The organism is Endozoicomonas sp. (genome assembly GCF_965196975.1).
Taxonomy (GTDB): domain Bacteria; phylum Pseudomonadota; class Gammaproteobacteria; order Pseudomonadales; family Endozoicomonadaceae; genus Endozoicomonas.
Genome location: NZ_OZ239981.1, coordinates 5,635,141 through 5,647,920 on the forward strand (window position 1 = coordinate 5,635,141; position 12,780 = coordinate 5,647,920).

Sequence of the window (12,780 nt, forward strand, 5' to 3'; positions counted from 1 at the left end):
GAGATCTCAGGCCATTCTTCAAGAACGGGTTACAGCTTCCTGTTGCTGAACGACCAACCGGTCAACAGCTGGGATATCAGCTGGAGCCCAAACTAAACTTTGCAAGCTACTCACTGGCAGCCACAATAATGCAGCGTGTTCGCTGGCAACCGGCTCACCACCAACCACTTTGGCATGAAATGTACGTAGATTAATGATGAAACCACCATAATCGTGTGTGGTATTTTCGACCATACCCGCCACCTCTATATCACAGGAAAGCTCTTCACGAATCTCTCGACAAAGGGTTTCTTCTGGTTGTTCACCTTCCTCAATTTTTCCACCAGGAAATTCCCAAAGGTTGGGCAAGCTCATCTGTGATGAGCGTAGGGCACAAAGAACTCTATTACTATCATCTCGAATAATTGCTCCAACCACTTTAATGGTTTTCTTCACTCATAAACTCCTTAGTTATTCAAAATACAAGTATAGATATCAAGATAACTAGCTGGCTATAACACAAATGAACTCAAATACTTTTACTTAAGCCAAGAGAGCGACATTTTGATTCTGGTCAAATCGAACTTAAACATCCTAGCCCTTTGTTGGGGCTTTATGGCTTCTATTCTGGAGTACACTCTACAAATAAGAGAAAAACATGAAAATTCGTAAACTCATACACTCCTTTATGACACTAAATCATTACCGAAACCTACTCAAGGAATACTGTGATGAGTATGATTTTGATCATGAGTTCATTTTCCCTGACTTCAACCGTGAGTCATTGGAACTTTGGAGACAACGTACCTCTCCCGAAGAAGCTGTCTATCAATATGCTCTTTCAACAGATATACGCTTACTCAGAAAACTCGAGCCATTGATAGAGCAAACATACGTCGTGTACTGGTCAACCAAACTGTATGAGGGCGACACAAACCTTTATGATCAGTATGAGATATTCGAAAACGAACGCTCTGCCCAAAAGAAATACTTATCAATTATCCAAAACGATAAAGTCTATTGTGCTGGCTGGTCACCAGTTCATACATCCACTGACTGGAATTAAAATAATCTGGACACTTTTTCGACACTTCACCAATCTAAGCAAACAGCACAAAAAGAAAAACCCCGTAAATCAATGATCTACGGGGTTTATATTTGGTGGAGGCGGCGGGACTTGAACCCGCGTCCGCCAGCTCTACGCCTTCGGCTCTACATGCTTAGTTTCCGTTATTAAGTTAACGCAGAACGACCCAACGGTCAGGGTGACACTGCGCGATCCTGTGGATTTAACCCACCGGTTCCAGGAAGACCGATGTGGCGATTCTATTTTCGGTAACGATCAATTTCCACCCAACAGACAAGACAGAGTGATCGGGAGAAGGCTGTTATTAGGCAGCCATTGCTCCGTTGAAGCTATTATCGTTAGCAACTCTACGTTTGTAGCGTTTTGATTTACGAGAGCCGCTACGCCCTCGACATGCACCTTAGGTTTCGTAACCGTCGTCGAATCCTGATCGCCCCCAGTAACAAAACTCTGTCGTATTTATGCCAAAAGCGAATAACAAAAGCAACTGTGTTTAGTACATAAGTACTTTTACACTGCAAAAAATGCCATTGTCGTTAAATTTTTCTGGAAAAAGACTAAAAATGACTTCTATAAAAGCTTCTGAACCAGGACGGAGCCCAAAGAGAGAGATGATTATCTCGAAAGTATTTTTTAACCACAAAGAACACGAAGAGCACTAAGCGTTTATAAGACTTCGTTGTAGCTCCAGGGCATCTGCTGATTTTGAGAGTGTCGAATGGTTATGGGAAGGAAGTCTTAAGAAACCGTAATGCCAGGAGGAAGAGGAAGAAAGGAGGTAGATTAGCGGCACACAGTGAAGCTGTGTGCCTGATGGGGTTATCAGCCGCGGTGCATGACCCGCTGCTTTTCAATGTTCCACTCGCGCTCTTTGGTGGCTGCACGCTTATCAAACTCCTTCTTACCGCGGGCAAGCGCGATCTGGCATTTGACCAGGTGGCCTTTCCAGTAGAGTTTGGTCGCGATACAGGCATGACCTTTCTGCTGAGTGACCGAGAACAGGTTTGCCAGCTCTCTGCGGTTCAGCAGCAGTTTACGGTCACGCAGAGGATCCGCCACAACATGAGTGGATGCGGTGATCAACGGTGTGATCTGGGCGCCAATCAACCAGGCTTCGCCATCTTTCAGCAGGACGTAACTGTCTATCAGCTGGACTTTGCCCTGCCGGAGACTTTTCACTTCCCATCCTGCGAGGGAAATACCTGCTTCGAAAGTCTCGTCGATGTGAAAATCGTGACGGGCTTTCTTGTTGACGACGATGGATGAGTCGCCCTGTTTGCCTTTCTTTGAACTTTTTGCCATGGCGCGGATTATAGGAGCAGCTTATCGTAAAGTCACTAATTCTGGGGGATCCGGACCGGTTTCGACAATAGCGCCGGATCAACGAATGTTTAGCATAGTGAATATTTCTGCATTTAATAACCACAATATTCAAAAAACTCTATTTTGACCGGTTAGACGGCAAAAACGGTTGAGATGTAGTGCCTAACCGGTACAATGGCGACCAAACCTGTCTGATCTTCTCCGCTCTTCCATCAGCAGGCTGTTTTATCAGGGCCTGTTGACGTTTCGTTACGAGACTCAGTGGCTCAGAAAAGTGTCACATGCGCGAAAGACTTGCGCAGACCGTAGTTACGCTACATCAAGCAAGTCTGACATAGCAGATGGCACTTTTCTGGGCCATCCGGAGGACGAATCAGGGCGCCCCTATGACGTCGTTGCGACATTTTGAAAGGCAACTGGCCTTTAGGGTATTACTGCAATGCAGCGTCTAGTCATAGGAACGCCCTGTTTCGCTGAGCACGCAACGAAACATCAACAGGCCCTGAAGGTAGTCTTTATCGCTGATTGTTCGGTTTGGAGGTTTGCCGGGATTGTGCTGTTCCCGTGAAAATCTCGCGTGGCAATTGTTCAAGAAGCAAGAAGCCGTCTGAAATGCAGTGTGACTGTTCTGGTTTTCGACAACTGGCCATGATTGATAAAGATGATCTCTGCTGTATCACAGCGGGTTATCCATAATAATTATTATTCTGTGTTGTCTAACCATACCTGCCTTTCAAACGGCCTCTGAGTAAAATAATTCGACTCATTGGGGAACTCATGTCTGGACAAAATCCAACGACATCGAAAAAAACCTGGGCTAATCGCTGGACCTTTCTGCTCGCCGCGGCAGGCTCTGCCATCGGCCTGGGCAATATCTGGAAATTTCCATACATCGCCGGACAATACGGTGGTGGTGCCTTCGTTATGCTTTACCTGCTGTGCATCGCCATTATGGGTGTCCCACTGCTGATGGCGGAAACAGCTATTGGTCGTCATACCCGGCTTAGCCCCCTTAACGCCATTCGCAAGCTGACCAGTGACCTGGGCGCTTCCAAACTGTGGGGCATTATCGGCTGGATGGGCATGCTCGCCGGCTTCCTGATTCTCTCTTTCTACAGTGTGATCGCTGGCTGGTCCCTTTCTTATGCCTGGGACATTGTGACCGGTGCGTTCAGCGGCATGACCACCGATCAGGTTGGCGATGCCTTTGGTGGACTTGTGTCGTCTGCATCTCGTCAGATCTTCTGGCACACCGCCTTTATGGTGATCACCTTGGTGATTACCGCCCGCGGCATTCACAAAGGTCTTGAGAAAGGTCTGCAGGTGATGATGCCCGCCCTGTTTGCATTGCTGCTGGTCATGCTGGGCTACAGCATGCTGGAAACCGGACAGTTTATGCGCGGCTTTGACTTTATGTTCTCCGTGGATTTCTCCAAGGTTACCGGTGAAGCCTTTGTTGCTGCATTAGGTCAGGCGTTCTTTACCCTGAGCCTGGGCATGTGCTGCCTGATGGCGTATGGCGCCTATATGCCAGCCAATAACTCGATTCCAAGAACCGCGATTAACGTTGCTGCCCTGGATACGTTGATGGCCATTATCTCCGGCCTGATTGTATTCCCAATCGTCTTTGCTTACGGTCTGGAGCCCTCTGCTGGCCCTGGCCTGCTGTTTGTCTCCCTGACGGCTGCCTTTGTTCACATGCCCATGGGTGAGTTGTTTGGCTTCCTGTTCTTTGTTCTGGTAGGTATCGCTGCACTGAGCTCTGCTATCTCCCTGGTTGAACCGGCTCTGGCCTGGCTGATCGAGCGCACACCGCTCAGCCGTACCGTTGCGACGGTGATTCTCTGTGCGGCCATCTGGTTTGTTGGCCTGGGTACCGTGTTCTCCATGAGCGGTGACCTGACCTTCACACTGTTCGACAAGAACTTCTTTGATCTGCTGGATTACTTCACCAGTAATATCCTGCTGCCTGTAGGTGGCCTGCTGATCTCTATCTTTGCAGGCTGGGTAATGAAGCGCTCTACACTGATGAAAGAGCTGGGCCTGAGTGTGGGCGTCTTCAACCTGTGGCGCGCCATGATTCGTGTGATCGTACCGCTGTGTGTGTTGACGGTGTTGATTACTACCCTGTTCTAAATACTGTCTATTAATCCGAGGGCCGGAATGGGTTATCCTATCCGGCCTTTTTTATGAAAGGCTCTTTCTATGCCAAGGATTTCCCGTTCCGCACTGGTCATGTATTCCGCTGAACAGATGTATGATCTGGTCAGTGATATTGAGTCGTATGCAGAGTTTCTGCCGGGTTGTGCCGGTGGCCGCATTGACCGTCAGGAAGGTGAGCAGCTGGAAGCCACCCTGGAAGTGGCCAAGGCGGGTCTGCGTCATAGCTTTTCCACAAGGAACAAAATGATCCCCGGGAAGTCTATTGAGATGCAGCTGCTGGAAGGGCCATTTAAACACTTATCCGGTGTCTGGACATTTCAGCCCCTGGGCGACGATGGAAGCAAGGTATCTCTGGAGCTTGAGTTTGAGATGAGCAATAAGCTGACTCAGGCAACGCTGGGAGGGCTGATCGGCCAGATGATGAACGCCATGGTGGATGCCTTTGGCAAGAGAGCGAAGCAGATTTATGGCTAAGATGTTAATGGATGAACCCACTATCCACGTGGAAGTGGCCTATGCCAGAGCCCATGAGCAAAAGATTATTGCGCTGAAGGTCAAAGAGGGAACGACTGTCCTCGAAGCAGCCAGAGCGTCAGGCATCATCGATTACTTTCCGGAGATTAACCTGGATGAGGCGAAGCTTGGCATCTTTGGCAAGGCTGTATTAAAGCCCGAAGAGCAGGCACTGAGAGAAGGCGAACGGGTAGAGATTTACCGCCCCTTGATTGCCGACCCCAAAGAGGTTCGCAAACGCAGGGCTGAACAGGCAAAACAGAAGAAGTCAACTTAGGAAGGTAAGAACTGAGAGTGTTCTTCCGGATTAAATAGTATCAGCAGTGATTACTGCTGATTACTCCCGGGTCTGAGGTCACCCTGAATAGAACGGAGCTGGTCGTTTTCAAAAAACAGCGTTACCGTTTTCTGTTCACGGCTCTTGCCACCGGGCTGCAGGCTGTAGACGTAATCCCAGCGATGGCTGTTAAAGGTGTCTTCCAGCAGGGGGGTACCCATAACATACTGCACCTGAGCACGAGTCATACCCGGACGGAGCTGGTCAACCATTTCCTGGGTAATGACATTTCCCTGCTGAATATCAATTTTATAGGCACCGGGGAAACTGATAAGCTTTGAACCACTGTCCGTGGAGCTGGCACACCCTGTCAGAAGGGTGATTGAAAAAAGTGAGGCGGCCAGGGCGATCGTGGTTTTTTGCATCGGTTTCAGACTTCCACTATCTTGCTCAAAAATGACTAGCAGCCTGCTCGCAGAGCAAAATGAAAAAGCTGCACGAAAATGTGATAATAGCAGGATTATCTTGCAAAGGGTTAGGGAAACGTGTTGGAAAATCAAGAGTTGCGCAAAGCAGGACTTAAAGTCACCCTGCCTCGAGTGAAGATTCTGCAGATCCTTGAAGGCGCCGAAGACAAGCATATGTCGGCGGAAGATGTGTACAAGGCTCTGCTGGAAGCAGAAGAGGATGTGGGTCTGGCAACAGTCTACCGGGTGCTGACCCAGTTTGAGAGTGCCGGTCTGGTGGTTCGCCATAACTTTGATGGCGGTCACTCCGTGTTTGAGCTCTCCCGCGGAGAGCACCATGACCATATGGTGTGCATGGAAACCGGAGACGTTATCGAGTTTATTGACGAAGAGATTGAAAAGCGTCAGCACGCCATTGCTGAAGAACACGGTTTTGAAATCGTGGATCACAATTTAGTGATCTATGTACGACCAAAGAAGAAAAAATAAACATCAGAATAAGAAGACTAGAAGTAACCAGGCTTTCTAACCTTTGAGATTACCCCCGACATTTGCCGGGGGTTTCTTTTATGCCTGAGCCTGAAACAGCATTTCCTGGGCGTGACTCAACGTCGGCGCGGTCAGTTCCACACCACCCAGCATTCGGGCAATTTCATGGACACGATGCTCGCCATCCAGTTTGAGAATACGGGTACTGGACGCTTTACGGCTGACTTTTTTGCTGACGTGAAGGTGCTGATGAGCCTGGGAGGCCACTTGAGGCTGATGGGTAACACACAACACCTGTCCGCTTTTACCCACTTCTCTCAACATACTGCCCACGATCTCTGCAGTGCCACCCCCGATACCTACATCCACCTCATCAAATACCAGCGTTGGGGTTGACGCGGTTTGCGCAATAATCACCTGAATCGCCAGACTGATACGGGAAAGCTCACCACCGGAAGCCACTTTTCCCAGAGGGCGCGGAGACTGCCCCGGGTTCGTAGTTACCAGAAACTCAATGGATTCAAAACCCTGAGAAGCAACGGTACGATCAGGAATTTCTGTCAGCTCAACGCAGAATTTACCCTTGGGCATGCCCAACAATGCGATCCGTTCAGACACCTGCTTTTCCAGTTTTCTCGCAGCAGCTCTGCGCTTGGCCGACAGTTTTTCTGCCAACTGGTTGTGTTTTTTCTGCAGCTGTTCCAGGGAAAGTTCCAGACCGGCTACCTGCTCGTCATGACACTGAACTTTTTCCAGTTCTTCGCTGATCTGCTGCTGTTTTTCCAGCAGCTCTTCTGGCTGGACACGATGCTTCCGGGCCAGATCAAAAATAGCACTGAGCCGGTCTTCAATTTCACGGGCTCTTTCCGGATCGGCATCAAAGTGATCAATAAAATGATTCAGCTCGCCAACCGCTTCTTCTACCTGGATCTGAGCAGATGACAGCATATCCAGAGAGTTATTGATGGCCGCATGTTCAATCTGCAATTCACTGAGGCGATGCAGACAGAAAGAGAGCTGCTGCAGCAGGTTATCACCATCATCACTGGTACAGACCTGGGTAACCTGATGACAAGCCGATAAGGTTGCATCGGCCTGAGACTGCTGGCGATGCTCCTGCTCCAATTGCTCAACTTCACCGGGCTGAAGGCTTAACTGCTCCAGCTCATTCAACTGATAGCTCAGCAGTTGAACCCGCTCTTCCCTGTCCTGCTGGTCCGATAATAATGCATGAAGCTGTTCACGGGTCTGGCGATAATCCGCAGCGATGCCTGAAACTTCTCGAGAGAGTGCCAACGAGCCGGCAAATTCATCCAGCAGCTCGGCGTGATTGCTCTTTTTCAAGAGTGACTGGTGGGCATGCTGACTGTGAATATCAATTAACAACTCCCCCAGCCCCTTCAACTCGGAAAGCGTGACAGGTATGCCATTGATATAACCGCGGGAACGACCTTCGCGAGTGACAACCCGACGAAGAATACATTCCGTAGAGGGTGATTCATTACGGCCACTCTCACCATCGTAATCCCGCTCCTGCAACCACTCTCTGGCGGCAGGTATGCGCTGAAGGTCAAAACAGACTCGGATATCGGCCCGGTCAGCACCATCCCGCACACAGTCGCTGTCAGCCCGGCCTCCTAGGGCCAGCCCAAGTGCATCCAGCATAATGGATTTACCGGCACCGGTTTCGCCGGTAATGGCGGTCATCCCGGGGTTAATGTCCAGGTTCAGGTGGTCAACGATGGCGTAGTTGCTGATGGAAATTTGGTTCAGCATGGCAGCTCTCACGATCCCAATTGAATATCGGGTTACTGTTTATTTATACAGTAAACTTAAAACCCGAATTGGTAAAGAAAATTTCCCCTTGAATAAGCTGCCATGACCCCCATATTAGGCTATCAGTTGATATTTACTTTCGCCCTGGGGCCATACAGAAGCGCCACGGCTCAAAACACGAAGACACGTTCCAGCCAGCATATCAGGCTGGATTGAAATCCGGAGAAACGTTGGAATGACTGTAGAAAACACCAAGGCAGAAGATCAGGTCGAGAAGCCTGAAGCCACTGAGGCTGAAAGCTCTGCAGATGTTGAAGCAGCCGTCGTTGACCCTATTCTGGAGGAAGCTCCGGAAATTGAAGAACAGGCCATCGACGATACCGCCAGATGTATTGAAGAACTCGAAGAGCAGCTTGCTCAGTCCAAGGATCAGACTCTGCGTGCCCATGCCGAAGCCATGAACACCAAGCGACGCGCAGAGCAGGACGTCGAGAAAGCGCACAAATTCGCACTGGAGAAGTTCGTCAATGAACTGATTCCTGTGGTCGACAGTCTGGAAAAAGGCATTGAGAGCGCAGAACAGGGTGAAGGTCAGCATGAGACCATGCTCGAAGGCATGCGCCTGACCCACAAACAGCTGCTGGATGCCCTGGCAAAATTCAATGTTGAGCAGGTTAACCCTGAAGGTCAGCCGTTCGACCCGAATTTCCATCAGGCCATCTCCATGGTGCCAAACCCAGACATGGAGCCAAACACCGTGATGAACGTCTTCCAGAAGGGCTACACACTGCACGGTCGAGTTATCCGCCCTGCCATGGTTGTGGTTTCCAAAGCAGCTTAAGTAAATTTCACTGTCGGGTTGTTTCAAGGACGAGAATCTTGAAAGAGCCCCTTGAAAAAGAAAATGCCGCTCCCATATAGCAAACCAAGATCGTGGTAATCACCACATAGACGCTGTTTCACCAGACACCGCCTCTGCTGAAACCACTGGGAAGCGATCACTGATTTCAAAGAATTCCGCTCTGGCTTCAGAGCAATGGAGAAAGACAAAATGGGTAAAATCATTGGTATTGATCTGGGCACCACCAACTCCTGTGTGGCGATCCTGGATGGCGAAAAAGCAAAGGTTATTGAAAACGCTGAAGGTGCACGTACCACACCTTCCATCATCGCTTACACCGACGATGGTGAAATTCTGGTAGGCCAGCCAGCAAAACGTCAGGCCGTTACCAACCCTAACAACACCCTGTTTGCCATCAAGCGTCTGATTGGCCGCCGTTTCAAAGACGAAGTGGTTCAGAAAGACATCAAGATGGTTCCGTACAAGATCATCGAAGCGGACAATGGCGACGCCTGGGTTGAGGTTAAGAGCGACAAGAAAGCCCCACCTCAGATCTCTGCTGAAATCCTCAAGAAGATGAAGAAAACGGCTGAAGACTACCTGGGTGAGTCAGTAACAGAAGCCGTTATCACCGTTCCTGCCTACTTCAACGACTCTCAGCGTCAGGCGACCAAAGACGCTGGCCGTATTGCTGGTCTGGACGTTAAGCGTATTATTAACGAGCCAACGGCTGCTGCCCTGGCTTACGGCATGGACAAGAAGAAAGGCGACCAGACCATCGCGGTTTATGACCTGGGTGGCGGTACCTTCGACGTATCCATCATCGAAATCGCAGACGTAGACGGCGAGCACCAGTTTGAAGTACTGGCCACCAACGGTGATACCTTCCTGGGTGGTGAAGACTTCGACCTGCGTCTGATCGAATACCTTGCTGACGAATTCAAGAAAGACCAGGGCATCGATCTGAAAGGTGACCCACTGGCCATGCAGCGTCTGAAAGAAGCCGCTGAAAAAGCCAAGATTGAACTGTCTTCTACTCAGCAGACTGACGTCAACCTGCCTTACATCACTGCCGATGCGACCGGTCCTAAGCACCTGAACGTGAAAGTCAGCCGTGCCAAGCTGGAATCTCTGGTAGAAGACCTGGTTGCCCGCTCCCTGGAGCCATGTCGTATCGCGGTGAAAGACTCTGACCTCGACCTGTCTGACATCGACGAGGTTATCCTGGTGGGTGGTCAGACCCGTATGCCACTGGTTCAACAGAAAGTGGCCGAGTTCTTTGGTAAAGAGCCTCGCAAGGACGTTAACCCTGACGAAGCGGTTGCCATGGGTGCTTCCATTCAGGCAGCGGTTCTGGCCGGTGACGTTAAAGACGTTCTGCTGCTGGACGTAACTCCGCTGACCCTGGGTATTGAAACCATGGGCGGTGTCATGACTCCGCTGATCGAAAAGAACACCACCATCCCGACCAAAAAGTCTCAGGTGTTCTCTACGGCTGATGACAACCAGGGTGCAGTAACCATTCACGTTCTGCAGGGTGAACGTAAGCAGGCTACTCATAACAAGTCCCTGGGCCGTTTTGACCTGGCAGACATTCCTCCAGCACCGCGTGGTATGCCACAGATCGAAGTCAGCTTCGACCTGGATGCCAACGGTATTCTGAATGTTTCTGCAAAAGACAAGGCAACTGGCAAAGAACAGTCTATTGTCATCAAGGCATCTTCTGGTCTGTCTGACGAAGAAATCGATCAAATGGTTAAGGATGCAGAAGCCAACGCAGCAGACGATAAGAAGTTTGAAGAGCTGGCAGCTGCCCGTAACCAGGCCGACGGCCTTGCACACGCTACTCGCAAAATGCTTGAAGAAGCGGGCGACAAGGCGACTGAAGAAGAGAAAGCAGCTATCAACAAAGCCGTTGAAGAGCTGGAAGTAGCCGCCAAAGGTGACGATAAAGAAGAGATCGAAGCCAAGACCAAGGCTCTGTCTGAAGCGTCTGCTGGCCTGACTCAGAAGATGTATGCGGAAGCTCAGCAACAACAGGGTGGAGCCCAGGCTGAAGGTGGCGAAGGCAGCAAAGGCGACTCCGCTGCAGACGACGCCGTTGATGCTGAGTTTGAAGAAGTAAAGGATGATAAGAAGTAAGACCATAGCAATCATCAATGACTGATGATTGGATTGGCCACAACGCGGGATTAATACCGATCAAGTCTTCTAACCTCGTATACGGTTAGCTGAACTGAAAGACAACGAAGCAACGAGCCATAGTCGTCACTATGGTAAGTAGCATTAACGATGGATTTCAGTCCTGGTTACCAGTGCAATACGGTTCCAGAAGACACGATGGGTTTAACTCCCGCGTTGTCGTATATATCAAAAATGAAGGCTTTGTCAGACTTGACCATGAATCCAGTGAGTTCTGTGTTTTCATGCTCGACTGGTGAATGCAGTTAGCTCAGGGTTTTACTGATGGCAAAACGCGACTATTACGAAGTGCTGGGTGTAGACAGGAGCGCTTCGGACAAGGACATCAAAAAGGCCTATCGTCGTATGGCCATGAAGCATCATCCGGACCGAAATCCTGGTGATAAAGAGGCTGAAGAGAGCTTTAAGGAAATTAATGAAGCTTTCGAAGTTCTTTCCGACGGCCAGAAAAAAGCCGCCTACGACCAGTATGGCCATGCTGGTGTTGACCCAAGCATGGGTGGCATGGGCGGGGCTGGCGGTTTTGCCGGTGGTAACTTTGGTGATATTTTTGGCGATGTCTTTGGTGACATTTTCGGTGCAGGTGGTGGCCGCAGTCGCAGCTCTGTACAAAGAGGTGCAGACCTCCGCTATCAGCTGGAACTGAGCCTGGAAGAGGCCGTTCGCGGTGTCACCAAGAAAATTCGTATTCCTACTCTGGTCAGCTGTACTGAATGTGACGGCTCCGGCGCGAAAAAAGGCACCCAGCCTGTTGGTTGTACCACCTGTGGGGGCATTGGTCAGGTGCGTATGCAACAGGGCTTCTTCTCTGTTCAGCAAACCTGCCCTGACTGCCGTGGCACGGGCAAAATGATCAAAGATCCCTGCCATGCCTGTCACGGTGAAGGCCGCGTTCAGGAATACAAGACACTGTCTGTTAAAATCCCACCGGGTGTTGATACCGGCGACCGCATCCGCCTCGCGGGTGAAGGCGAAGCCGGCAGCAATGGTGGCCCAGCCGGTGACCTTTATGTTCAGGTCAGTGTTGCCGATCATCCGATCTTCCAGCGTGATGGCAAGCATCTGTACTGCGAAGTACCCATTACCTTTGTGGACGCAGCACTGGGTGGCGAATTGGAAGTTCCGACCCTTGAAGGTCGAGTGAAACTGAAGATTCCTGAAGAAACGCAGACCGGCAAGTTGTTCCGTCTGCGCGGCAAGGGCGTTGTACCAGTGCGTGGTGGCAGTGCCGGTGATCTCATGTGCCGCGTTGTGGTTGAAACGCCAGTAAAACTGACCGAGCGTCAGAAAGAGCTGCTCAAGGAGCTGGATGAAACCTTCAAAAAAGAAGGTGCCGGTCACCAGTCGCCTAAAAAGCAGTCCTTCTTCGATGGCGTGAAAAAGTTCTTTGACGACATGACTTCCTGATCTCCAGCTCCCTTCACTAAGAATCAGCCCCTGAACTCAGGGGCCTTTTATTTTCCCTTCAGTTTATTTTTGACGATGCTCTCAATTGGACAGTATGTGGAATATCTACCTGCCAGCTGCAGAAATCTGAGCATTTAAGAAAAACGGGAATATCGCCAGCCTCTTTACCTACATGAAAACACCCTGAATACATGATGACTATTAAGAGCGATAGTTAAGAATCAAACAAGCGCTTAAATAATTAACAAAGTAACCA

At 49.9% G+C, this 12,780-nt stretch carries 13 protein-coding genes and 1 other RNA gene; 9 read left to right on the forward strand and 5 right to left on the reverse strand.

The window, feature by feature from the left end; translation table 11 throughout:
* Nucleotides 1–18: 18 nt before the first annotated feature.
* Nucleotides 19–435, reverse strand: a complete 417-nt coding sequence (locus ACOCLE_RS24920; protein WP_419534712.1) for a (deoxy)nucleoside triphosphate pyrophosphohydrolase — start codon at nt 433–435, stop codon at nt 19–21.
* A gap of 202 nt (nt 436–637) precedes the next feature.
* Between ACOCLE_RS24920 and ACOCLE_RS24925 the strand changes: the two genes are divergently transcribed.
* Nucleotides 638–1,045, forward strand: coding sequence for a hypothetical protein (locus ACOCLE_RS24925; RefSeq protein ID WP_419534713.1), 408 nt, complete (start codon nt 638–640; stop codon nt 1,043–1,045).
* Between the two features lie 93 nt (nt 1,046–1,138).
* Here ACOCLE_RS24925 and ssrA read toward each other — a convergent pair.
* Nucleotides 1,139–1,504, reverse strand: a transfer-messenger RNA (tmRNA) gene (gene ssrA / locus ACOCLE_RS24930).
* 384 nt (nt 1,505–1,888) lie between these two features.
* Nucleotides 1,889–2,368, reverse strand: a complete 480-nt coding sequence (smpB, locus tag ACOCLE_RS24935) for an SsrA-binding protein SmpB (RefSeq protein ID WP_066014543.1) — start codon at nt 2,366–2,368, stop codon at nt 1,889–1,891.
* Between the two features lie 798 nt (nt 2,369–3,166).
* Between smpB and ACOCLE_RS24940 the strand changes: the two genes are divergently transcribed.
* From ACOCLE_RS24940 to ACOCLE_RS24950, 3 genes are all read left to right on the forward strand, one after another.
* A complete protein-coding gene (locus ACOCLE_RS24940) occupies nt 3,167–4,525 on the forward strand; it encodes a sodium-dependent transporter (RefSeq protein ID WP_419534714.1) in 1,359 nt (452 codons plus the stop codon).
* Between the two features lie 69 nt (nt 4,526–4,594).
* Complete coding sequence (locus tag ACOCLE_RS24945) at nt 4,595–5,026, forward strand: type II toxin-antitoxin system RatA family toxin (protein ID WP_419534715.1); 432 nt, start codon at nt 4,595–4,597, stop codon at nt 5,024–5,026.
* Nucleotides 5,019–5,342, forward strand: a complete 324-nt coding sequence (locus ACOCLE_RS24950; protein ID WP_419534716.1) for an RnfH family protein — start codon at nt 5,019–5,021, stop codon at nt 5,340–5,342. Before ACOCLE_RS24945 ends, ACOCLE_RS24950 begins: the two co-directional genes overlap by 8 nt.
* Before the next feature lie 50 nt (nt 5,343–5,392).
* On the opposite strand, the gene ACOCLE_RS24955 is transcribed toward ACOCLE_RS24950, so the two are convergent.
* A complete protein-coding gene (locus tag ACOCLE_RS24955) occupies nt 5,393–5,767 on the reverse strand; it encodes an outer membrane protein assembly factor BamE (RefSeq protein ID WP_419534717.1) in 375 nt (124 codons plus the stop codon).
* A gap of 120 nt (nt 5,768–5,887) precedes the next feature.
* Here ACOCLE_RS24955 and fur point away from each other — a divergent pair, with 120 nt between their 5' ends.
* Nucleotides 5,888–6,298, forward strand: coding sequence for a ferric iron uptake transcriptional regulator (gene fur, locus ACOCLE_RS24960; protein ID WP_139117266.1), 411 nt, complete (start codon nt 5,888–5,890; stop codon nt 6,296–6,298).
* A gap of 78 nt (nt 6,299–6,376) precedes the next feature.
* On the opposite strand, the gene recN is transcribed toward fur, so the two are convergent.
* The gene (recN, locus tag ACOCLE_RS24965) at nt 6,377–8,074 is read right to left on the reverse strand and encodes a DNA repair protein RecN (RefSeq protein WP_419534718.1); all 1,698 of its coding nucleotides are present in this window, start codon (nt 8,072–8,074) and stop codon (nt 6,377–6,379) included.
* Nucleotides 8,075–8,309: 235 nt separating this feature from the next.
* Here recN and grpE point away from each other — a divergent pair, with 235 nt between their 5' ends.
* The 4 genes from grpE to dnaJ all read left to right on the forward strand — a co-directional run bounded on the left by grpE (nt 8,310) and on the right by dnaJ (nt 12,524).
* A complete protein-coding gene (gene grpE / locus ACOCLE_RS24970; protein WP_419534719.1) occupies nt 8,310–8,915 on the forward strand; it encodes a nucleotide exchange factor GrpE in 606 nt (201 codons plus the stop codon).
* A gap of 210 nt (nt 8,916–9,125) precedes the next feature.
* Nucleotides 9,126–11,057, forward strand: coding sequence for a molecular chaperone DnaK (dnaK, locus tag ACOCLE_RS24975; RefSeq protein WP_419534720.1), 1,932 nt, complete (start codon nt 9,126–9,128; stop codon nt 11,055–11,057).
* Between the two features lie 131 nt (nt 11,058–11,188).
* A complete protein-coding gene (locus ACOCLE_RS24980; protein ID WP_419534721.1) occupies nt 11,189–11,356 on the forward strand; it encodes a hypothetical protein in 168 nt (55 codons plus the stop codon).
* A gap of 25 nt (nt 11,357–11,381) precedes the next feature.
* Complete coding sequence (gene dnaJ / locus ACOCLE_RS24985) at nt 11,382–12,524, forward strand: molecular chaperone DnaJ (RefSeq protein ID WP_419534722.1); 1,143 nt, start codon at nt 11,382–11,384, stop codon at nt 12,522–12,524.
* Nucleotides 12,525–12,780: the final 256 nt, after the last annotated feature.